The sequence below is a fragment of the uncultured Pseudoramibacter sp. genome, assembly GCF_903789625.1.
GTDB classification, from domain to species: Bacteria; Bacillota; Clostridia; order Eubacteriales; family Eubacteriaceae; genus Pseudoramibacter; species Pseudoramibacter fermentans.
Map to the genome: position 1 here is coordinate 41,161 of NZ_CAIFFF010000006.1, position 20,228 is coordinate 61,388.

Below are 20,228 nucleotides of genomic sequence, written 5' to 3' on the forward strand. Positions count from 1 at the left end.
TAATCCATAAACAAGTCAATCATTGACGATATGCGGTTTGATATTAAGGGCGCGGTTATTGCAGATCTGTCAATACCTCACCAATATCGCCGTCGAGACAAATGCTGCGGCCTTCAATCTCTTTGGGACAGAAAGCTTCGCCGTAATTGACACAGGCGTACACCGCCTTTTCGTTTGTCATCGTCATCTGCCAAAAGGGGTATTTGACGATCACCGGCGTGTTCGCGCCGACGCCAAGCTCCAGATACAGCACGTGAAGCGATTCGTGCCGGCGCAGGAAATCGGCGTACGCGGCCGAGGCCCGATGCCAGCCCGCGTCCTCTACAAAGGACTCATCCGCACGGAGGTTCATCACCACGTCTGAGCCATCAGCCGGGCATTTGGGAATCAGTTCTGTCGGAATCCGCATCGCAATCCCGCTCTCCGGCACCTGAAAGACGCCGTTTGCGTCTTTTTCAAATCCCTGGGCCATCATGGCCTTCGTGACCCACGCCTCGTTGTCGTAGGTATGCTGATTTTCAAAATTCACGCTCTGGAACAGACCGTAATCGCCCTGGGTGTAGAAAAGCCGCTTTTTGTCAAACCCGGCCCGCTGAAACTGGTGATCCACATTCGTCGTGACGACAAAATAATCCTTGTTTTTGACCAAGTTCAAAAGCTTTGGATAGACCGGCTTCGGCGCGTCGATGTAACGGTTGTAATAAATGTGCCGTGCCCACCACGCCCAGCGCGTCTCTTCGTCCGGGAACGGATAAAAGCCGCCGGAATACATATCGCGGATGCCGTAGGCTTGGGCAAAATCGAAGAAATACCGATTAAAGCGTTTGCCGTTGTAGGTCAATCCCGCAGAGGTGGAGAGCCCGGCGACCGCGCCGATCACAATGGCATCGGCATTGGCGATCTCATCTTTTAATCGGCTGAGCTGTTCCGCTCTGGTGCCGGTCCCGTGGCCAATCTGGCCGCTGATCATCCGCACCGCACCCAGTCCCTTTTGGATGCTTTCCTGGTAGCCGTTGGGCATATCATCGTAAAAGTTTTTCATAGTACACCTTGTCCTCGTCTTTAAACACATTGAAAACCACCCGTTCCACCGCGCCGGGGTGAGCTGCCATCCATTGGTCGACTGTGTGAACCGCGATCTCCGCCGCGCGCTGATTCGGGAAGCGGAAACCCCCAGTCGAGATGCAGCAGAAAGCTACGCTTTTCAGCCCATTTTCCCTGCACAGCTCGAGGGTATTGCGGTAGCAGTCAGCCAGATCTTTTTCGAGGGCCGGCGTCAGCCCGAAATGCACAATCGGTCCCACGATGTGGATCACCTTTTTCGCCGGAAGGTTGTAAGCATCAGTCAGCATCGGCACCGCAGTCGGCTGCTCGTAATCCCGGCCGTACCGGATCCGCAGCTGGTTCATCTGCCGATTGCATTCAGCGCGAAGCTGCACCCCCGCAAAGGTGTGAATGCAGTTGTCGATGCAGGTGTGCATCGGCACAAAGCAGCCGAGCATCTGCGAATTGGCCGCGTTGACAATGGCATCGGCCCCAAGCCGCGTGATGTCGCCCTGCCAGATGGACAGGCCGTCTCTGATCACCGGAATGTCCGAAAGGGTCACAATCCCCTTTTCCTGCGCCCGCGCCGACAGATAAGCGTCCTGCACGCGCAGCACGTCGTCGGGCACCTGCCGCGGCATACGGATATTCATCAGCGAACGCAGGAGGGTGCGTTTACCGTCTTCATCCCTCGGTGTTTCCAGATCTTTATATTCCGCGGAGTCGGCTTTGAACGCGTCCACGAGGAAATCCAGCCGCTGCGCTTGAGTTGTTAATTCTTCCACAGTGTCCACCTCCCAAATCTACAATTAAAATGGTGTGAAATCAAATCACCGTGCGGCATCGCATTGCCGGCCACGTCATCTTTCTGTAATTTTCTTCATTACATTTAATGTGTCTATTGTAACGTCATTGGGATGTCATGTCAATAATTATAATAAAAAATATTACAAAAAAAGCAAACGACGATGCGTTTGCTTTTTCAATATATCGTAATAATTTATGCTTCGCTGAAATGCGCCTTTGCGAATTCCATATCCTGAACCAGTTCGACGGTGCCGAGGTATTTTCCGTTCCGATCTCTAACCGCCGTGTAGGTGACCAGCATGGTTCTGCCGTTCTTTTCCATCCAGACCGGCACACTGTCCTTTTCGCCGGAGCGGAAGCTGTCGAGGATGGCGCGCACCATCGGTTCGATTTTCGGCGGATGGCAGGAGAAGACTTCTCTGTCGATCGCCGCTTGCGGGCGTTTGAACACCTTCGGCCCTTCGTTAAAGAAGCGGTTGATGTTGTCCGCGTCGATGAAGCTGATTTCGAGAGGGATCGTGTTGAGCAGCGCGGTCAGCTGTTCGACGGTCATGTGGCCGCCTGGCATCACAACTTCTCCGTCTCTCGGCAGCACGTCGGTCAGTGATGGTGCCGGCGCCTGTTCGGCTTCGTCCCAGGTTTCCCGTTCAACGCCAAAGACCACCGCGTAGTCCTTTTCGTCCTGATAAATCGAGAACCATTCGTCCTGGCTGAAATTCACCGCGCAAATCGGGAAAAGGATGTTGCTTTCCTTGTAGATCATTTCTTCCGCGCGGACGATCACTTTTTCGAGGCGGTCGCGCCACGCGCTGTCCCGATCTTCGATTTGAGCGAGTTCCCCTAATTCGTCGCGAATTTCATCGTCGACAGTCCACATCACGTCGGATGGGCCGGAAATCCCGTAGTTCACCTTCAAAAGCGGGTAGATCAAATCGCCCTTTTTCGCGTAGTGCACCGAAATTTCCCGGAGCTGCGCGAACAATTCAGGTGTCAGGCTGTCGTCCGCGAGGGCTTCCCGCACCGCTGCGATGATTTTTTCGAGGGCATCGTTTTCCCGCTTGAACTGGCGCATCGGATGACCGGTAATCCCAGCCAGAGCCCGAGCCCGTTCGTTTTTATCCACGCCTTTGAGGTCGGGCGCCGCCGCCGCGGCGTTTTTTCGTTCCATCGACGCGGCGACTTCCTTTTCCGCGTTGGCGATTTGTTCTTCGCGGGTCGCGCCGTGGAACAATGCGGAGTGTACGTCGCAGAGCTGCTGCACTTCCTGAAGCGGGGTCCCTTCTGCGAGGAGTTCCTGTTCCGCTTCCATGATTTCAGAGGCTTCCACGTCGCTGAAATGGGCGACGAAATCGGCGCGGACGCTTTCGAGATCTTCGCCATCGCCGAGACGTTTGAGGTAGCCCTTTAACATCGCCTTTCGTTCGTCGGACATCGGGGATGCCGCCTTTGCAGACGGCTTCGCCCCCGGTGCGGCGCCCACCGCCGGCATGTCGCCGGCCGGTTCGAAGCCGTTGGCCAGCAGCGCCCGCGCTACATCGATCATCGAAATGTGCTTCATTTTCGCGCCCTTCGGGATCGTCATCACCTTGCCCACAGAGTTCAGCATCGCCCTTTTCGTCACTTCCGTAAAGCCCAAATCGGCCATGATGTCTTTGAGTTCCGGGTACTGTTTCACGAGGGTGTACACCGACTGATTTAAATCAATTTGCTTTGCCATGATTTTGCTCGCTTTCTAAAACCCTTAGGCTGTCGTTTATTCAAGGGTCAGCAGCAGTGCCATCTTGAATTTTTCCGTCGCTTTTACTGAATGCAGGCCGCCCTTGGCGAAGTGGAAGTTTTCGCCCGCTACAATCGGATGATCTTCGCCCTCGTAGCCGATGACCCCTTCGCCGTCGAGGGCGAAAATCAGCGCTTCACCCGGCGCCGCGTGTTCCGAGAGGGCTGTGCCCTTGTCAAAGGCCATGACGACAAATTTCATCTTGTCGTTGTGAACGACGTCCATGTTGACGATTTTTCCGTCCTGATAGGGTACCAATTCCGCCAATTTAAAAACTTCCCCTGCGTGTACTGCCTGATTCATTGTATCCTCCTTGTGAATTTCAATTTCTGTATAAACCGCGCCGTCTGCCGTGCGCATGCCGATAGGCCGATCCGTCGGCGTCAGGATGCCGTCTCCGGCTGAAAGCCCGCGGACAAAGCCGTCGGTTCCGTAGACCTCGAGACTGCCCTCTGCAACCAAAATCAATTTGTAATACGGAAAGATTTCCGCGCTGATGTCCGTTCCCGCCGCGAGGGAGAAAACCACGACCGCGTTCCCGCCGTCGTAAACGGACTTGGAAATGGTGCATCCCGGCACCGGTTGATTGTCCTTCGCGATGGCGAAAACTTCACCAACTTTTTCGTTCATGACTGGCATCACTGTCACCGCCTTTCTGAAATTTTGATATTGCGTTTCTAATTTACTCTTTATTGTGCTTTGATTATGTCACATCTGTAGTAGACGGTCTGTGGTTTTAACAACATTCTAAAAAATAATTTGACCGCTCTGACAAAAAAACGGCACCGGACTCGTGAGAATCCAGTGCCGCCAAATCATCAAACTGCCTTTATTCCACCCCGTCCAACGCTTCCTCGATCGGCGTGTCCCCGCCGGTCATGTAGATAATCTTGCGGAAGGTGTTTGGTTTGTCTAGCACCCCAGCGAGCACTGCTGCGACGTCCGGAATCGGGTTGGACGTGCCGCGTTCAGGATCGATTTCGATTCTGCCCGTCGCCGGTTCCTCGGTTAAGACGCACGGCCCGACAATCGTGTAGTCGAGCGCGGTGTTGCGGATCAGCCACTGATCGGCGAAGAAACGGGCGATATCGTAATTCACAATCGACGCGAGAGAGGGCTCTTCCTGCCATTTTTCAGGCTGGATCGAGTAAATCGAGCTCAGCTGCACGTAGCGTTTAATCCCAGCCTTTTCACAGGCCTGCATCAGCTTGACACAGCCAAAGGCGTCAGTCTGCAGCAGATCTTTGCCCCTGGATCCGGCGAGGAAGTACACGGCGTCCATGCCGTCGATCTGCGCCGCCAGCGCGTCGACCTCTGCGTGAAGGTCCAATTTCTGAGGATAAATATGGTCCCCCATTACAATGTGGTCCTTGTGGCGCGCGCCAGCGTAAATATCGTGCCCCTGACCCGCCAGAATGCGGATCGTTTCGGTGGCCACTCTGCCGCTGCCGCCGGCTACAAATATTTTCACAATGCTCACCTCCGTATTTGAATATTAATTTCATCATATCAAATCCTAGAGAGAAAGAGACGATGTTTTTTCATAAGTACACTTTGATTAAGGAAAGTGCCAGCTATCTCACAATCCCCGCAGCCATTCCGGCTTGAAGTTTTGATTGTTCTGGACCGTTTGAATCGCGTCGAGCATTTTCGGGATGTCGGCGTCCAGGGTCCCGCGCAGGTTTAAATAATTGCTCGCGTGGTTGCTGCGGAAGACGGTGCCGGGCGACGTGACGTTTTGCAGAAACAGCGCTATCTCCTCGAGGTCTTCCTCGGGCGAAAGCATCGCGAAGGCGCCCGACTCCACGTCCTTGAGCAGCGGCGCCCCCGGTTCAAGCATTAGGGTGAGGGCCCCAAGGTAATCCGGCCGAATTTTCGAGACGACCCGTGCACTTGCCACCGCGTGTTCCTGCCACAGCGCTTTGCCGCCGAGGCCGGCGATCATCGTTAGCGAAAGGGCCATGCCCGCGGCCTTGAGCCGTTTTCCGGCTGCGGCGATTTCTTCGGCGCTGACCCCCTTGTGCACGCGTTTGAGCACCGCGTCACTCCCAGATTCCATGCCCATGTAAATCATCGAAAGGCCTGCCTCGCGCAGCGCGGTGAGTGCCAAATCGGATTTGCCCAGCACGTCGGTCGGCGCGCCGTAGGCGGTGACCCGCTCCGCGGCGGGAAAGGCGTTTTGCAGCACGTCGAGTATCCGGAGCAGCTGGTCCGTCGGCAGGATCAGCGCGTCGCCGTCCGCCAGGAAAATCCGCCGGACCTGATTGCCGTAACGCGCGGCCGCCTCCCAAATGTCCCGTTCGATCTCGTCCATCGGCCGAATCCTGAAGCGCTTGTCCTTGTACATGCTGCAAAAGGTACAGGTGTTGCGCGCGCAGCCGATGGTCACCTGAAAGATCAGACTGCGGGCCTCACTCGGCGGGCGGTAAAGGGGTTCTTCGTAATGCACAGCTGCCTCCTCGTTTTTTATATTTAATGAATCAAATACCCACCGAGAAAGACGCAGAGGACCACCAGCGGCAAAATGTAAGTCAAATACGTTTTGGTAAACGGTGTATCCGGCATGGGGATACCCTTGCCGGTGTTCACCTCGTGGATGAAACCGTCGTAGCCCCACCCCGCTTTAGTCACACAGAAGAGCAGGTAGACCAGCGAGCCGAGGGGCATCAGATTGTTGCTCAGGATAAAATCCTCGAAATCGAGAATCGTCGTCCCGACGCCCATCGGGTGCACGCCGGAGAGCACCGAGAAGCCCAGGGCGCAGGGCAGAGACAGCAGGATCATCGCAATCGTATTAATTAGACAGGACGTCTTGACCGATACGCCCTTCAAATCGGTCATGTAGGCCACGATGTTCTGGAACACTGCGATGACTGTCGACATGGCGGCAAAAGTCATGAACAAAAAGAACAGCGCGCCCCAGAGCTGGCCGTGGGGCATGTGGTTGAACACGTTGGGCAGCGTGATGAAGATCAGAGACGGGCCGGCCGTCGGCGTCACACCGTAGGCGAAGCAGGCCGGGAAGATGATCAGGCCGGCGAGAATCGCAACAATGGTATCTAGCGCCGAAATCGTCACCGATTCGCCGAGCAAGCGCTTGTCCTTGTCGATGTAGGAGCCGAAGATCGCCATCGATCCGGTACCGATGCTCAGCGTGAAGAAGGCCTGACCCATCGCCGCGAAAATCGTCTTGCCGATGCCGTATTTGACCATGTTGTGGAAATTGGGCTTCAAATAAAAGCTGATGCCCTTAGACGCGCCGGGCAGCCGCGCCGAATTGACCGCCAGCACAACCATCAGCAGAATCAGCGCCGTCATCATCACCTTGACGATGCGTTCGACTCCGCCCTGCAACCCGCCAGCGCAGATGCCGAAGCCGATGAGCACGACGAGGATCATAAAACCGACGCAAAGCATCGGATTGGCCGTGATCTGCGCGAAAGCCGCCGCGATCTGCGCGGCGTTCATGCCGTTAAAATCCCCGCGCAGCATTTTCAGGAAGAACAAAATCATCCATCCGGAAATCGTCGTGTAGTACATCATCAGCAGGTAATTGCCGAACATCGCGAAGTATTTGTAGATATGCCACTTAGTGCCCTTGGGTTCCAGCTGCTCGAAGGACAGCGCCGTCGAGCGGCGGCTTGCCCGGCCCACCGCGAATTCCACGGTCATGATCGGAATGCCGAGAATCAGCAGGAAAAACAAATACAAAATTACGAAAGCCCCGCCGCCGTAGCGCCCGGTGATGTACGGAAAGCGCCAGACGTTGCCGAGGCCGATGGCGCAGCCGGCCGACACCAGAATAAAGCCCAGCCGGCTCGAAAAGGTTTCTCTTTTTTTATCCGCCATAAATATGCGTCCTTTCTTTAGTGAATCAAATACCCGCCGAGGAAGACGCAGAGCACGACGAAGGGCAGCACGTAGGTTAAATAGCCCTTCGAAACACCGCCTTCGGGCATGCGCATGCCTTCCCCTTCGTTGACCTCGTGGATAAAGCCGTCGTAGCCCCAGCCTTTTTTCGTAACGCAGAACAGCAGGTAAATCATCGAGCCGATCGGCATCAGGTTGTTGCTCAAAATAAAATCTTCAAAGTCGAGAATCGTCGTGCCGATGCCCATCGGGTGCACACCGGAAAGCACCGAGAAGCCCAATGCGCAGGGCAGGGACAACAGGATCACGACCACGCCATTGATCAGGCAGGCCTTTTTAACCGACACAGAGGTCAAATCCGTCGCGTAGGACACGATGTTCTGGAACACCGCGATGACCGTCGACATCGCGGCGAAGGTCATGAACAGGAAAAACAGCGCGCCCCAAATCTGGCCGTGGGGCATGTGGTTAAACACGTTGGGCAGCGTAATGAAGATCAGCGACGGCCCAGCCGTCGGCGTCACGCCGTAGGCGAAGCAGGCCGGGAAAATGATCAGCCCCGCGAGAATTGCGACGAGGGTATCCAGCGCGGAGATCGTCACCGATTCGCCGAGCAGGCGCTTTTCCTTGCCGATGTAGGAGCCGAAAATCGCCATCGCGCCGATGCCGATGCTCAGCGTGAAGAAGGCTTGGCCCATCGCCGCAAAAATCGTGTTGCCGATGCCGTTCTTGACCATGTTGTGGAAATTGGGCTTCAAATAAAAGCTGATGCCCTTGGACGCGCCGGGCAGCCGCACCGAATTGACCGCCAGCACAATCATCAGCAGAATCAGCGCCGTCATCATCACCTTGACGATGCGTTCGACCCCGCCCTGCAGCCCGCCGGCGCAGATGGCAAAGCCGATGGCGACGACGAGGACCATGAAGCCGACGCAGAGCCATGGGCTCTGGGTCACCTGGGTGAAAGCCGCGGCGATCTGGTTCGGATTCATGCCGTTAAAATCGCCGCGCAGCATCTTGACAAAGAACAGCACCAGCCAGCCGCAGATCGTCGTGTAATACATCATCAATAGGTAATTGCCGGCCATCGCGAACCATTTGTAGACGTGCCATTTGGACCCTTCCGGCTCGAGCCGTTCAAAGGACAGCGCCGTCGAGCGCTGGCTCGCCCGGCCCACCGCGAATTCCGCCGTCATAACCGGAATGCCGAGAATCACCAAAAAGAACAGGTACAGCAGTACAAAGGCGCCGCCGCCGTAGCGTCCGGTGATGTACGGGAACCGCCAGACGTTGCCGAGACCAATGGCACAGCCGGCCGAAACCAAAATAAACCCCAATCGGTTCGAAAAGGTCTCCCTTTTTTTCTCCATAAAAATTAATTCTCCTCTACTTAAATTTTTTTATCTTCAAACGGATCGTGCCGCCGGCTATCCCAAATAGCCGCCGATCATGATCACCGCGATTAAAATTGGCAGCACCACGCCCATATAAAACCGGCTGCCCCGTCCTTCAGGGAAGCGCAGGCCCGTTCCGGTGTTGACCTCCGACAAAAAGCCGTCGAAGCCCCAGCCCGCTTTGGCCGTGATGAACAGCACGTAAATGATGGAGCCCACCGGTACGATGTTGCTCGAGACAAGGAAATCCTCGAGGTCGAGAATCGTCGAGCCCGTGCCCAGCGGGTGAATAAAGGACAACAAGTTGAAGCCCAGCGCACAGGGCAGGGACAGCAGAATCAAAAGCACCGCGTTGATGGCGCAGCTTTTTTTGAGGGGCATGTCCGTCACATCGCGGAAATTTGCGATGATGTTCTGGAACACGGCGATCACCGTCGAGAGCGCCGCAAAGGTCATGAACAAAAAGAACAGCGCGCCCCAGAACCGGCCGTGGGGCATGTGGTTGAACACGTTGGGCAGCGTGATAAAAATCAGCGGCGGTCCCGACGTCGGCTTGACGCCGTAGGAAAAGCATGCCGGAAAGATCACCACCCCGGCGAGGATCGCGATCACCGTGTCCAGCGCGGCGATAGTCACCCCTTCGCCGAAGAGCCGCTTTTCCTTGCCGATGTACGCGCCGAAAATCCCCATCGAACCGATGCCGACGCCGAGGGTGAACAAGGACTGCCCCATCGCCGCGTAAATCGTCTCCGGCAGCGTCTTCAAGGTCATCGCGCCGGTATTGGGCTTGAGATAAAAAGCCATGCCGGCCTTGGCCCCGGGCAGTCTGATGGAATTGAGTGCCAGCAGCACCATCAGCACGAACAGCGCGACCATGATCACCTTCGTGATCCGTTCGACGCCGCCTTGCAGACCGCCGGCGCAGATCGCGAAGCCCACAACCACGATGACGGCCATGAAGACGACTGAAACCACTGGACTAGCCGTGGTCGCCCCAAAGGCCTGAGCCACACCGGCGCTTTTCAGGCCGACAAAATCGCCGCGGGCCGTCTTGAAGAAGTACAGCAGAATCCAGCCGGCGATCGTCGTGTAATACATCATCAGCAGGTAATTGCCGACCATCGCGATCCATTTGTAGACGTGCCATTTCGTGCCCGTCGGTTCGAGCACGTCAAAGGAGCGCATCACGCTCTTCCGACTGGCGCGTCCGACGGCGAGCTCCGCCGTCACGATCGGGATCCCGAGAATCAAAAGGAACAAAATGTAAATCAGCACGAAGAGCCCGCCGCCGTACTTTCCCGTGATGTAGGGGAAGCGCCAGACGTTGCCCAGGCCGATGGCGCAGCCGGCCGAGGTCAGGATGAAGCCCAGCCGACTGGAAAATTTTTCCTCTGAATTTGTTTGATTTGTCATATCCGCCTTGCCTTTAAATGGATTTTAAGATAAATTTAATACAAAGATGTGTATTATTCTATCATATCTGCCGGCGATCGTCACAAATGATTAAAGCCGGATTAAAGTTATTTTCGATAGAATAGGAAATTGCCTAAAATAAGAAAAGTCGCGATCGATACGATCGCTCAAGGAGGTCAATACATGAGCGTACTCACCATTACAAAGGATAATTTTGAACAGGAAGTGCTGAAAGCGGACAAGCCGGTACTCCTCGATTTCTGGGCCAGCTGGTGCGGCCCGTGCAAGATGGTTTCGCCGATGGTGGACCAGATTGCTGAAGAACACGACGATTTCATCGTCGGCAAGGTCAACGTCGACGAAGAACCGGACATTGCCAAAGATTACGGCATCATGAGCATCCCGACGCTGATGGTCTTTAAGAACGGTGAAATCACCAACCGCCAGGTCGGCGCCGTCCCGAAGGACCGCATCCTCGCGCTGCTCGACTAATTTTAATTTATATCTGCACAGCAAAACGGCCAGCCGAAAATTTCGGCTGGCCGTTTTTTTGCCCGAAACATGAATTTTAAGATGGCAACTGGGCTTTCATTTCCCTTTTCATCTGCCGGTTCATGTGGCCATAATAAATCAGCGCGACGATCACGCCGAACAACGTCGACGTTGGACACGCCAAACCGATGTGGGTCAGCGAAGCGTGAGGCTGAGTGCTCATGATGTAGGACATCGGCAGACGGACGATAAAGGTCTGCAGCATGCCGAGGATCATAACGAAGGACGACCGGTCGTGGCCATTGAAATAACCGTAAAGGCTGAACAGCAGAGATGTCACGATCGCTTCCGGCCCGAAGCCCTTCAAATAGTCCAAGCTTCTCTGAATAAAGGCCTGCCGCGTCGTGAACAGCGACGACGCCGTGCCGCCGAACAGGTAGACCAGAATCAAAATCACGACGCCGACGCTCGCGCCGAATACCATGCCGATGAGCATGGCCTTGCGCGCCCGGTCTTCCTTGCCGGCGCTGACATTCTGGGAAATGAAGGCCGACATGGACTGCATCATCGAACTCGGCACCAGCATAATGAAGCTGATCAATTTGCTCGCGACGCCGTACCCGGAGGAGGCTTCCAGCCCCAGCCGATTGATAAAGGCGCAGATGGCCATGAACGAGATCTGGGTCAGAAATTCCTGAAGGGCCAGGGGCAGACCGATTCTCAAAAACCGCCGCACCTCCGAATTGATCCGGAAATGGGATGCCTTCAGCGTAAAGGGCAGATCCTTTTTGCTCATGATCACGAGGGACAGCACGACGCTGATCGCCTGGGCCATGATCGTAGCCAGCGCCGCGCCGGCGACGTTCATGTGAAACACGGCGACGAAGAGCAGATCCCCGACCACGTTGCACACGCAGGCGATGGCGACGAAGATCAGCGGCGTTTTAGAATCGCCGAGGCCCCGGAAAATGGCCGCGATCACGTTGTAGGCGACGATGAAGAAAATCCCGGCGCCGCAGATGCGGATGTATTGGGCCGTCAAGTCGAGGGCCTCCGGCGGCGCCATCATCAGCGACGCGATGCCCTTAGCCCAAATTGTCATGATCAGACACAACACGACGGCGATGCCCGCGAAGACGAGCACCGCCCCGCCGATCAACGGGCTGATTTTTTCAGGCTTGCGTTCGCCTAAATCGTGCCCGATCACGACGGTGACCCCCATGGCCAGCGCGGTAATCACGAAGGTGATCAGATTGAGCACGTTGCTGCCGGTGGAGACGCCGGACAGCCCAGCCCGGGAGCCAAAGCGCCCGACCACGAGCAGGTCCACCGCGCCGTACATGGCCTGAAGCACCAGCGCCCCGAAAACCGGGATCATGAATTTAAGCAGCTTTCCGGCGATGCCGCCCTGGGTAAAATCCGACTGATTCTGTTCTGCCGTTTTCTCCATTTTCTGACCTCCTTGCATGACATGTTATTATTTTTTTATTTATTGCGCAAAATTTTTACTTTTGTCAAAATCCGCAAGGTATTATATGCATTGTCTTTCCCGATTTCAAGGCCATGCCTGAATTTTACCGTCGTTTTCCGGGAAAACGCCGCGTTTCGGTTCAGGTTCGTTTCGTGAACGATACAATCATAAAAATACCAGCGCGAAACCCTATTTTAGACAAATGGGCAAAATAAAAAAGCTGTCCGTGACGAACAGCTTGAATCCCGTCTGCCTCAGCCCGCAATGGCGCGGACCGTATTTTCGTACACGTCCGCCAGGGTGTGATGGCTCAAATCTTCTTCGAAATGGTGGTGTACCGATTCGAGGGCGTCGTCCAGCGCGTAGTGAATGTTGCGTCCCACCGGACACTGCGGATTGGGATTGGCGTGGAAGCGGAACAGCGCCTCTTCCCCGTGGGTTTCCACCGCGCGGTACACGTCGAGGAAGGTGATCTGATCCAGCGGCCGGGTAATGGCGATGCCGCCTGGGCCGCGCTTCACCTTGATCAGCCCCGCCTTTTTGAGCTGGCCCATGATATTCCGAATGATGACCGGGTTGCTGCCCACGCTGGCCGCGAGAAATTCGCTGGTCACCTTTTGATCCTTAGAAAAATAAGCTGTCGCCGTCAGCACGTGGATGGCGATCGTAAATTTTGTCGAAACCTGCATTTCTGCCTCCTCTATCTCGATCTTCTGCGCTTTAACTGTAATATATGCGATTTCATCGTTTTTGTCAAACCCTATTTAATTTTTCATTAAAAAAGGACCGGGGATCCGGCCCTTTCGTCCCATCAGCGGTTGAGAATTTCGGCCGCTTCTTCGCCAGTCATGCCGTCGCGGACGCCGAGGGCCTTCGCCGCCGCGGTCATCCCCTTGATCGGGTTGTGCAGCACCGCGTCAAAATCCGCGCCGCCGACGAGCACCGCCGCGTCGCCAAATTTGTCTGCTGCGTCCAGATTCAGGTAGCCGCACATCAAATAGCCCTTGGCGCACTGAATCAGAATCATGTTCGGATGGCCTTCCCCGCCGGGAGACTGAATTAAAAGGCCGTCGCTCCTTTTGCCGTCAATTTGAATCGCATCGATCGTAATCATGGTTTCACCTCAAATTTGTTATTTGTTTTGATTTTACCCTCACTGGCCACCGGTGTCAATGCGGCAGCCCTTCCCCGTGTGTTATAATGGGGCAAACCAGAAAAAAGGGGGAATTTTTTATGTTAGGTGCAGTATTCGGCGACATCGCCGGCTCCGTCTACGAGGGCAGTCCTGTGAAGACGGTGGATTTTCCGCTGCTCCCCGACGGCGCGCGGTTCACCGACGACACGGTCATGACCTTCGCCGTCGCAAAGGCCATCATCGAAGCGGACGCTCAAGGCGAGGCGGTGCTGAAAAAAGCGGTGGTCCGCAACATGCAGGCCATGGGGCAGGCCTACCCGCACCGAGGCTACGGCGGCTATTTCAGCAAGTGGCTTCACGCCGAGGACCCTAAGCCCTACAACAGTCTCGGCAACGGCAGCGCCATGCGGGTCTCGCCCGTCGGCTGGATTGCCCGCTCCGTTGAGGAGGCCGAAGCCCTCGCAAAGGCCACGGCCGAGGTGACCCACAACCATCCGGAGGGGATCAAAGGCGCCCAGGCCATCGCCGTCTGCATCCTCCTCGCGCGTCAGGGCGCGGACAAGCCGACGATTAAACGCACTGTCGAATCGCGGTACGGCTACGATCTTTCCCGAAGTCTCGACGCCATCCGGCCGGGCTACGCGATGGACGCGACCTGTCCGGGCTCTGTTCCGGAAGCTATCATCGCCTTCCTCGAAGGGACGGATTACGAGCACGTCATCCGCCTGGCCATTTCCCTCGGCGGTGACAGCGACACCCTCGCCTGCATGGCCGGCGGCATCGCCGAGGCAGCCTTTGGCATGCCTGCGGTTCTCCGGGAAAAGGCTTACGCGATGCTCGACGACAATCTCCGGCGGCTGGCCAGCGCGTTCTCGGCCTTCCGATTCGGAAAGCTCGGCGCGTGATGGGTTTAAATTGAAAGGAGACGACATGTCCAAAACAAAAAAATGCGCGATCCTCTTCCCCGGCGTCGGCTACGGCGTCGACCGGCCCCTTTTGTATTACAGCGCCAAGCTCGCGAAACAAGCCGGATGGGATGTCCGCGCCGTCGGCTATCCCGAGTTCAAAAGCGCGGCCATCTCCGACATGCGCCGGGATCAGGCCCGCCGCGAACGGGCTTTTTACCAAGCGCTGAATTCGGTTCAGGGACAGCTTCGGGCCTTTCCCGATTACGACAGCTACCTCTTGATCGGCAAGAGCATCGGCACCATTCTCGCCGCCCATCTGGCGACCGGCACCTTTCAGCGCAAAACCGTTCACCACATTTTTTACACCCCGCTGAAAGAAACCTTTGATTTTGCCCGGGACGGCTGCGGGATTGCATTCTGCGGCGACGCGGACCCGTGGGTCGGCCGCGAAACCGTCGCCGCCAGCGCCAAGGCGCGCCACCTGCCGCTGACGGTCTACCCCGGCGCCAACCACTCCCTCGAAACCGGCGACGTGCTGCACGATCTCGACACATTAAAAGACGTCATGTGCCGCACTGAAAATTACATCCAGACCCTCTAGCCGCCCCTTAAGAAAAACTTGTCCTTTCAAATCTATAATACCTTTGCAAAAATGACCAAGGAGGCATACCATGAGTTTAAAAGACATCGGCGTCAAGCCGATTTTATTTCCACAGCCGACGTACATGATCGGCACCTACAACGATGACGATTCTGTCGACGTGATGATGATGGCCTGGGGCGGCGTCTGCGCCCGGGACATGGTCGCGCTGAACATCGGCGTCCGCCACAAAACCACTGCCAATATCCGCAAACGCGGCGCCTTCACCCTCGCTGTGCCGGGGACAGACACCCTCGCCGAATCCGACTACTTCGGCATCGCGTCAGCCAACGACATCACCGACAAATTTGCAAAAACCGGGCTGCACGCCGAAAAGAGCAGCCACGTGGACGCGCCGGTCATCACCGAATACCCGCTGACCTTCGAATGTGAAGTCGTGGAAATTCAGGATCAGCCCTACGGCCAGAGAATCCTCGGCAAAGTGGTCAACATCGTCGCGGACGAATCGGTACTGACCGCAGATGGCAAAGTCGACGCTGAAAAGCTCGGCGCCTTCGCCTTCGACGGCGACCAGAACGGCTATTACGCCATCGGCGAACGGATCGGCACCGCCTGGGGCGACGGCAAAAAGTACATGAAATAATTTATGAGGTTTCACGCAAAAAAGGCGCACCGTCCGGCGCGCCTTTTTTGATGAATTTTATTGAAAAAATATTTGATTATTTTTTTGCTTTAATCGACGGATTTAATGTCACTTCCGCCAATGCCGGCAGTTCCCTTTCGAGTTCGGCCGCGTCAAAGGGCGCGCCGTGCCCCGGATAAATGCGTTCGGGCTGAGCGTCGATCATTTTCTGCCAGCTGCCGCGGTAGGCGTCCAAATCGCCGATCCAAATCGTCGTTTTAAGCGGCCAGTCCGCCCGATTCTGGGCCGCGTCGCCGCAGAACAGGGCGCCATCCCACAATAGGCCGATGCTGTCCTCGGTGTGGCCGGGCAGCGCGAGCACCGCCGCCCCGGGCAGGATCTCCCCGATCGTCCCGTCCTCGACCCAAAGAAAGCGGGAAAGCAGCCCTTCCTCGATCGCCGGAAAGCGGTGCCGGCCGTGGCCGTCCCGGATCATCTGCCGGCACACGGCAGCCGCGTCGTCGTCGGGCACGCCGCCGCCCGGTCCGTTCTGTCCCCGCCGAAGTCCCGTAAGCGTCTTTCTCGAGGTGATGACTTTCAGCCCCGGCACCGCCTCCATCACGTCGTTGACAAAGCCGGCGTGGTCGTCGTGGGCGTGAGTCAAGAACAAGTAATCGAGGGCCGACGGATCGAGATCCACCGCTGCCATCCGGCTTAAAAAATGGGGCCAGTCTTCCGCGTAGCCGGTGTCAATCAACACCGTCAGGCCCCGGTTCTGGACTACCCAGCTGTGGACGAAATCCGTCCCGCAATCGGCAATTTTCATTTTTTCTATTTCCTATGTTTCTCGTTCTTTTAAATTTTTTCTTATAAGTAATACACGTGGGGAATGATCGCTTCGTAATGGCCATCGTCCATTCTAAAGCCCCGTTCAATGGTCCCGAGCTGCTTGAAGCCGATGTCCTTGTACAGCTTCAGCGCCGCCTGATTCGTCGCGACCACGGCGTTCAGCTGAATGATGCCGTAGCCCAAATCCCGAGCCTGGGCGATCGAATCCTCTACCAGCAGACGGCCGATGTGCTGCCCGCGGACCTCCCGGTCGACGGCATAGCTCGTGTTGGCGATGTGCCCGCAGCGGCCGACGTTGTTCGGGTGAAGAATGTAAAGGCCGACGATGGCGCCGCTTTCAGTGTCGTAGGCGATGCCGGTGTAATCCTGCTTCGCGAAAAAGGCCTTCCCTTCTTCGTAGGTCAAAAGGTTCGTCTGCGGAAAGGCCTTGCCCTCTTCGACGATCTGATTCCAAATGCGCACGGCGCTTCCCACTTCTTTTACGGTCCATTTCTTAACTGCGATTGTCATGATTGCCTCCAAATGCGTCGTATTTTCAATGCGATTGGTCATTGAATATGCTTTATTTAATTAAATTGTATATTTTCATTATATCACAACCGCATCGCGCAAAAGAAAAAAGAATGTAAATCCAAATGAAGAAAAAGCGCCGTTTTGTAACCTGTGAAATTGTACTGAAAAAAGAACAAAAAAAGATAATATTTTGTGATTGCCTTGAATTTCCGCGTCAACCCGCGTAGGATACGGGTAAATCCACTTAGGGAGGTAAAAAACATGACTGCTCTTAAACGCCATGGCACGTTCATTGATTTTCTCGTGATTGTGATGCTGCTTTTGGCTTGGCCCATGGGCGTGATTTTGATGTGGGCGTACACCCCGTGGTCGAGATCCGTCAAAATTGCAATCACCGTTTGTCTCGCCCTTCTCACGATCCTGACCGTCAATTCAGTCTGTTATTTCCGCATCATGCCCTCTTAACTATTTTCTGACTGCTCCGCCGCTGCCTTTCGGCAGCGGTTTTTATTTTTCCGAGGTCTTTTCAAAAATCGGACTGGCCAGCAGATCGTCGATCAGCTGTTTGGCGTCCGCCATCGTCGCGTCGCTGTCCCTTTCTACACCGCTGGCGAAAATAAACCCCCACAGCCCAAAAGTCAAAAAGGCGTCCAATTGTCCCGGATGGTACTGCGTCTTCAACCGATCCGCGTTGATCTTTCCGAACATTTTCAAATTCTTTAGGACAAAATGGTAGTACATCGAAACGGCCGGGCTCGCCTCCGTTTGAACCGACGCTTTGACAAAGGGCGTCGTCACCTCGATGAGCACCATCAGAAAATGCTGACAGGAAATGTTCAGCCGGTGTTCGGGGTTATCCTGCTCCAATTCCTCAAACCGCGCCGTCGCCTCTTCTTGAATGTCCTCAAAGCAGTGCTCCAGCAGGTCGTACTTGTCGCTGTAATAGGTGTAGAAGGTGATGCGGCTGGTGTTGGCCCGCTTACAGATTTCCGTCACTGAAATCTTTTCAAAGGGTTTTTCCAAAATCATCTGCCGCAGGGTATTTTTTAAATTTTTTTGAGTTTTAATGATCCGCTTATCCATTTTCCTTTTTTTATCTAGTTAATCTACATTAATTAAACGCATTTCACAAATTGTAATTGCGAAAAACCGGGCCAATGATTATAAATAGATTTAGTCATGTTAATTAACATCGGTTTACCAAATGTGACTTAATTATACAATCATCCAATAAACTTTACAAGTATATAAATAACTGTTTTACACACATTAAAGAAAGGATAAATGAAGATGAAAATCGTCATGATCACCCCGACAACCGCGCTGCGCCGACTTCCTTTCTACCGCTGGGGCGGCAAAATCTACGGCCAGTCCAATTCCATTACTGGCCCGCTGATCCTCGGCGGCATCTTAAAAAAAGCCGGTCACGAAGTTGCCGTTTACGAGGAGCTCAACGCCAACATCCACGTCAACCGTCTCATCGCCGACCCCAGCGTCGACGTCTTTTGTTTTTCGCTGATGACCTCTAACGCGCCGAGGGGCTACGAGCTGGCCGACCGCATTCACAAGGAGAGCCGCGCCCGGGTCATTTTCGGCGGCATGCACCCGACCGCGATGCCCGAGGAGGCGCTGAAACACGCCGATCAGGTGGTGGTCGGCGAGGCGGAAAAGGTCATCGTCGACGTCGTCGAGGGCCGCAGAACCGAGCCCATCGTCCAGGGGATTCCCCTGACCTGCCTCGACGAGGTGCCCTTCCCCGATTATTCGATTCTCAAGACGCCCTGCGAAGCGGCCAACGTCATCTCGACCCGCGGCTGCCCCTACCGCTGTACCTTCTGCACGACCTCCCGGATGTTCGCGCCCTACCGTCAGCGCTCCGTCGACAACGTCATCGAAGAAATCCGCATGTACAAAAAGATGGGCTTCAAGTACATGAATTTTGAGGACGACAATTTCACCGCCGACAAGGAACGGGCGAAGGAAATCTGCCGCCGCATGATCGCCGAGGGGCTGACCTTCAAGGAAACCTTCTTCTTCGGCCGCACCGACTTAGCTGAGGACGAGGAGCTTTTGACGCTGCTCCACGACGCCCACCTAACCCGGGTTCTCATCGGCATCGAATCCTTGAACCAGGACGCCCTCAACGACATCCACAAGGGGCAGAACATCGAAAACATCCGGGCCGCGGCGAAGGCCTGTGAGCGCCACCACATTCGGATGATCGCCAGCGTCGTCCTCGGATTGGACGCCGACAGCCGCGAGGACATCCACCGCAGCGTGCAGTTCGCCAAGCACATCCACGCCTACCAGCTCCAGCCCGCGATCCTGACGCCCTACCCCGGCACGCCGGTCTACGACCAGATGGTGAAGGAGGGGCGGATGCTCTCGAAGAACTGGAGCGATTTCGACATGATGAACGCGACCTTCCTGCCGAAAAACATGACGCCCTGGGAATTGCAGGACGCCTTTTATCAGGAATCGACCTATTTCTACGATTTCAAGTCCGCGCGGGAGATCGGCGCGCGGTTCGGCTCTGAGTACAAATGGCGCCGCTACGGTCTGGCGATCCTGGCGCGCCTCGGCGGCTTTGGCGCCCACCTGGCCTCCCGCATCGGCAAGGGCAGCGTCTATTACAACCTGCGGCATTACGGCCTGACCCCCAAGCCCAAGCGCGGCCGCCTGCGGCATCAGCCTCATCACGCCTGAACGCGCTGTGCCTTCATTCTGAAATAATCGGCCTAAAAATTTGAAAAAAAGAAAAAGACCCTTTATAATAGTATACAAACCAGTTTGATCACGCAGAAAGGAGTATTCGAAATGAACTCAAAAAAATTTCCCGAACAATCCAAAGAATCCGCCACCATGATTGAAGCCGCGAACGATCTGCTGACCGAAATCACCGAATTGGCCAATAGTCTCGACGATGTTCTGGACCGCTACCTCGGCATGTACGATTTTGAGGCCATCGAAGATTCCTTTTGGAGCGACGCCCTCGAGGGCATCGACGTCAGCAAGAACAACTTGATCAACGATCTCGACGACCTGACCGGCAGCATCAGTCCGGTGCTCGGTCTCGAAAAGGGCACCGTCGACTACGAAACCAAAGACGAAATAGGGAGATGAGCATTGTGGCATCATGACTGAAACGTAAATGGCAGGCCTTCCTCGACCGCCTGGCTCAGCAGAACAATCAGACCTTTGATGGCGGCAAGCCTTCCTGCTGCAGCGACACTAACAAAAAAGTGACGCCGAAGGAAGCCGCTCAAAATCACTGATTTTGACAAAAATTCAATAAATTTCACAAAAACAGCCATTTTTGGCTGTTTTTTTCT

General features: G+C 55.3%; 23 protein-coding genes. 8 read left to right on the forward strand and 15 right to left on the reverse strand.

The window, feature by feature from the left end:
- Window positions 1–55: 55 nt before the first annotated feature.
- The 9 genes from QZX60_RS04990 to QZX60_RS05030 form a co-directional block, all read right to left on the reverse strand.
- The gene (locus QZX60_RS04990) at window positions 56–1,042 is read right to left on the reverse strand and encodes a hypothetical protein (RefSeq protein ID WP_295361995.1); all 987 of its coding nucleotides are present in this window, start codon (window positions 1,040–1,042) and stop codon (window positions 56–58) included.
- The gene (locus tag QZX60_RS04995) at window positions 1,023–1,829 is read right to left on the reverse strand and encodes a protein-ADP-ribose hydrolase (RefSeq protein WP_295361997.1); all 807 of its coding nucleotides are present in this window, start codon (window positions 1,827–1,829) and stop codon (window positions 1,023–1,025) included. Before QZX60_RS04995 ends, QZX60_RS04990 begins: the two co-directional genes overlap by 20 nt.
- Window positions 1,830–2,044: 215 nt before the next feature.
- Window positions 2,045–3,568 carry a DUF438 domain-containing protein gene (locus tag QZX60_RS05000; RefSeq protein WP_295361999.1) on the reverse strand — a complete coding sequence of 508 codons (1,524 nt, stop codon included), beginning with the start codon at window positions 3,566–3,568 and terminating at the stop codon, window positions 2,045–2,047.
- A gap of 36 nt (window positions 3,569–3,604) precedes the next feature.
- Window positions 3,605–4,258, reverse strand: coding sequence for a cupin domain-containing protein (locus QZX60_RS05005; protein ID WP_295362001.1), 654 nt, complete (start codon window positions 4,256–4,258; stop codon window positions 3,605–3,607).
- 199 nt (window positions 4,259–4,457) lie between these two features.
- Window positions 4,458–5,099 (reverse strand): NAD(P)H-binding protein, encoded by a 642-nt coding sequence (locus QZX60_RS05010; protein WP_295362003.1) that lies wholly within the window; start codon window positions 5,097–5,099, stop codon window positions 4,458–4,460.
- 108 nt (window positions 5,100–5,207) lie between these two features.
- On the reverse strand, window positions 5,208–6,077 hold the full coding sequence (locus QZX60_RS05015; protein WP_295362005.1) for a radical SAM protein: 870 nt from the start codon (window positions 6,075–6,077) through the stop codon (window positions 5,208–5,210).
- 23 nt (window positions 6,078–6,100) lie between these two features.
- Window positions 6,101–7,477: a sodium-dependent transporter gene (locus QZX60_RS05020; RefSeq protein WP_295362007.1), complete on the reverse strand. Its 1,377-nt coding sequence runs from the start codon at window positions 7,475–7,477 to the stop codon at window positions 6,101–6,103.
- 17 nt (window positions 7,478–7,494) lie between these two features.
- Complete coding sequence (locus QZX60_RS05025) at window positions 7,495–8,868, reverse strand: sodium-dependent transporter (protein WP_295362009.1); 1,374 nt, start codon at window positions 8,866–8,868, stop codon at window positions 7,495–7,497.
- A 57-nt stretch (window positions 8,869–8,925) separates the two neighbouring features.
- A complete protein-coding gene (locus QZX60_RS05030; RefSeq protein WP_295362011.1) occupies window positions 8,926–10,305 on the reverse strand; it encodes a sodium-dependent transporter in 1,380 nt (459 codons plus the stop codon).
- A 183-nt stretch (window positions 10,306–10,488) separates the two neighbouring features.
- Here QZX60_RS05030 and trxA point away from each other — a divergent pair, with 183 nt between their 5' ends.
- The gene (gene trxA, locus QZX60_RS05035) at window positions 10,489–10,797 is read left to right on the forward strand and encodes a thioredoxin (protein WP_295362013.1); all 309 of its coding nucleotides are present in this window, start codon (window positions 10,489–10,491) and stop codon (window positions 10,795–10,797) included.
- 76 nt (window positions 10,798–10,873) lie between these two features.
- On the opposite strand, the gene QZX60_RS05040 is transcribed toward trxA, so the two are convergent.
- The 3 genes from QZX60_RS05040 to QZX60_RS05050 form a co-directional block, all read right to left on the reverse strand.
- Window positions 10,874–12,247: an MATE family efflux transporter gene (locus QZX60_RS05040; RefSeq protein ID WP_295362015.1), complete on the reverse strand. Its 1,374-nt coding sequence runs from the start codon at window positions 12,245–12,247 to the stop codon at window positions 10,874–10,876.
- Between the two features lie 275 nt (window positions 12,248–12,522).
- Window positions 12,523–12,957, reverse strand: coding sequence for an Rrf2 family transcriptional regulator (locus tag QZX60_RS05045; RefSeq protein WP_295362017.1), 435 nt, complete (start codon window positions 12,955–12,957; stop codon window positions 12,523–12,525).
- Between the two features lie 122 nt (window positions 12,958–13,079).
- Window positions 13,080–13,382, reverse strand: coding sequence for a YunC family protein (locus tag QZX60_RS05050; protein WP_295362019.1), 303 nt, complete (start codon window positions 13,380–13,382; stop codon window positions 13,080–13,082).
- 119 nt (window positions 13,383–13,501) lie between these two features.
- Here QZX60_RS05050 and QZX60_RS05055 point away from each other — a divergent pair, with 119 nt between their 5' ends.
- The 3 genes from QZX60_RS05055 (at window position 13,502) to QZX60_RS05065 (ending at window position 15,555) form a co-directional block, all read left to right on the forward strand.
- Window positions 13,502–14,308 (forward strand): ADP-ribosylglycohydrolase family protein, encoded by an 807-nt coding sequence (locus QZX60_RS05055; RefSeq protein WP_295362020.1) that lies wholly within the window; start codon window positions 13,502–13,504, stop codon window positions 14,306–14,308.
- A 25-nt stretch (window positions 14,309–14,333) separates the two neighbouring features.
- Window positions 14,334–14,912: a hypothetical protein gene (locus QZX60_RS05060; RefSeq protein ID WP_295362022.1), complete on the forward strand. Its 579-nt coding sequence runs from the start codon at window positions 14,334–14,336 to the stop codon at window positions 14,910–14,912.
- 70 nt (window positions 14,913–14,982) lie between these two features.
- Window positions 14,983–15,555, forward strand: a complete 573-nt coding sequence (locus QZX60_RS05065; protein WP_295362024.1) for a flavin reductase family protein — start codon at window positions 14,983–14,985, stop codon at window positions 15,553–15,555.
- A gap of 76 nt (window positions 15,556–15,631) precedes the next feature.
- On the opposite strand, the gene QZX60_RS05070 is transcribed toward QZX60_RS05065, so the two are convergent.
- Window positions 15,632–16,360 carry an MBL fold metallo-hydrolase gene (locus QZX60_RS05070; RefSeq protein ID WP_295362026.1) on the reverse strand — a complete coding sequence of 243 codons (729 nt, stop codon included), beginning with the start codon at window positions 16,358–16,360 and terminating at the stop codon, window positions 15,632–15,634.
- Between the two features lie 41 nt (window positions 16,361–16,401).
- On the reverse strand, window positions 16,402–16,893 hold the full coding sequence (locus tag QZX60_RS05075) for a GNAT family N-acetyltransferase (RefSeq protein ID WP_295362028.1): 492 nt from the start codon (window positions 16,891–16,893) through the stop codon (window positions 16,402–16,404).
- Window positions 16,894–17,157: 264 nt separating this feature from the next.
- Here QZX60_RS05075 and QZX60_RS05080 point away from each other — a divergent pair, with 264 nt between their 5' ends.
- Entirely contained in the window at window positions 17,158–17,361 is a 204-nt protein-coding gene (locus QZX60_RS05080; RefSeq protein WP_295362030.1) for a hypothetical protein, read from the forward strand.
- 42 nt (window positions 17,362–17,403) lie between these two features.
- Here the strand turns inward: QZX60_RS05080 and QZX60_RS05085 are convergent, their stop codons facing one another.
- Window positions 17,404–17,925 (reverse strand): TetR/AcrR family transcriptional regulator, encoded by a 522-nt coding sequence (locus QZX60_RS05085; protein ID WP_295362031.1) that lies wholly within the window; start codon window positions 17,923–17,925, stop codon window positions 17,404–17,406.
- A gap of 255 nt (window positions 17,926–18,180) precedes the next feature.
- On the opposite strand from QZX60_RS05085, the gene QZX60_RS05090 reads away from it, so the two are divergent.
- The 3 genes from QZX60_RS05090 (at window position 18,181) to QZX60_RS09295 (ending at window position 20,171) form a co-directional block, all read left to right on the forward strand.
- Window positions 18,181–19,602, forward strand: coding sequence for a B12-binding domain-containing radical SAM protein (locus QZX60_RS05090; RefSeq protein ID WP_295362033.1), 1,422 nt, complete (start codon window positions 18,181–18,183; stop codon window positions 19,600–19,602).
- Between the two features lie 111 nt (window positions 19,603–19,713).
- On the forward strand, window positions 19,714–20,019 hold the full coding sequence (locus QZX60_RS05095; RefSeq protein WP_295362035.1) for a hypothetical protein: 306 nt from the start codon (window positions 19,714–19,716) through the stop codon (window positions 20,017–20,019).
- A gap of 50 nt (window positions 20,020–20,069) precedes the next feature.
- Window positions 20,070–20,171, forward strand: a complete 102-nt coding sequence (locus tag QZX60_RS09295) for a hypothetical protein (RefSeq protein WP_363174773.1) — start codon at window positions 20,070–20,072, stop codon at window positions 20,169–20,171.
- Window positions 20,172–20,228 lie beyond the last annotated feature (57 nt).

Bases quoted from the DNA above. Each gene is read 5' to 3' on its own strand.
- trxA (WP_295362013.1), top strand. From the start codon at position 10,489: ATGAGCGTACTCACCATTACAAAGGATAATTTTGAACAGGAAGTGCTG.
- QZX60_RS05040 (WP_295362015.1), bottom strand. From the start codon at position 12,247: ATGGAGAAAACGGCAGAACAGAATCAGTCGGATTTTACCCAGGGCGGC.
- QZX60_RS05045 (WP_295362017.1), bottom strand. From the start codon at position 12,957: ATGCAGGTTTCGACAAAATTTACGATCGCCATCCACGTGCTGACGGCG.
- QZX60_RS05050 (WP_295362019.1), bottom strand. From the start codon at position 13,382: ATGATTACGATCGATGCGATTCAAATTGACGGCAAAAGGAGCGACGGC.
- QZX60_RS05090 (WP_295362033.1), top strand. From the start codon at position 18,181: ATGAAGATGAAAATCGTCATGATCACCCCGACAACCGCGCTGCGCCGA.
- QZX60_RS05065 (WP_295362024.1), top strand. From the start codon at position 14,983: ATGAGTTTAAAAGACATCGGCGTCAAGCCGATTTTATTTCCACAGCCG.
- QZX60_RS05000 (WP_295361999.1), bottom strand. From the start codon at position 3,568: ATGGCAAAGCAAATTGATTTAAATCAGTCGGTGTACACCCTCGTGAAA.
- QZX60_RS04990 (WP_295361995.1), bottom strand. From the start codon at position 1,042: ATGAAAAACTTTTACGATGATATGCCCAACGGCTACCAGGAAAGCATC.
- QZX60_RS05025 (WP_295362009.1), bottom strand. From the start codon at position 8,868: ATGGAGAAAAAAAGGGAGACCTTTTCGAACCGATTGGGGTTTATTTTG.
- QZX60_RS05080 (WP_295362030.1), top strand. From the start codon at position 17,158: ATGACTGCTCTTAAACGCCATGGCACGTTCATTGATTTTCTCGTGATT.
- QZX60_RS05095 (WP_295362035.1), top strand. From the start codon at position 19,714: ATGAACTCAAAAAAATTTCCCGAACAATCCAAAGAATCCGCCACCATG.
- QZX60_RS05020 (WP_295362007.1), bottom strand. From the start codon at position 7,477: ATGGCGGATAAAAAAAGAGAAACCTTTTCGAGCCGGCTGGGCTTTATT.
- QZX60_RS05075 (WP_295362028.1), bottom strand. From the start codon at position 16,893: ATGACAATCGCAGTTAAGAAATGGACCGTAAAAGAAGTGGGAAGCGCC.
- QZX60_RS05030 (WP_295362011.1), bottom strand. From the start codon at position 10,305: ATGACAAATCAAACAAATTCAGAGGAAAAATTTTCCAGTCGGCTGGGC.
- QZX60_RS05085 (WP_295362031.1), bottom strand. From the start codon at position 17,925: ATGATTTTGGAAAAACCCTTTGAAAAGATTTCAGTGACGGAAATCTGT.
- QZX60_RS05070 (WP_295362026.1), bottom strand. From the start codon at position 16,360: ATGAAAATTGCCGATTGCGGGACGGATTTCGTCCACAGCTGGGTAGTC.
- QZX60_RS05055 (WP_295362020.1), top strand. From the start codon at position 13,502: ATGTTAGGTGCAGTATTCGGCGACATCGCCGGCTCCGTCTACGAGGGC.
- QZX60_RS05060 (WP_295362022.1), top strand. From the start codon at position 14,334: ATGTCCAAAACAAAAAAATGCGCGATCCTCTTCCCCGGCGTCGGCTAC.
- QZX60_RS05005 (WP_295362001.1), bottom strand. From the start codon at position 4,258: ATGAACGAAAAAGTTGGTGAAGTTTTCGCCATCGCGAAGGACAATCAA.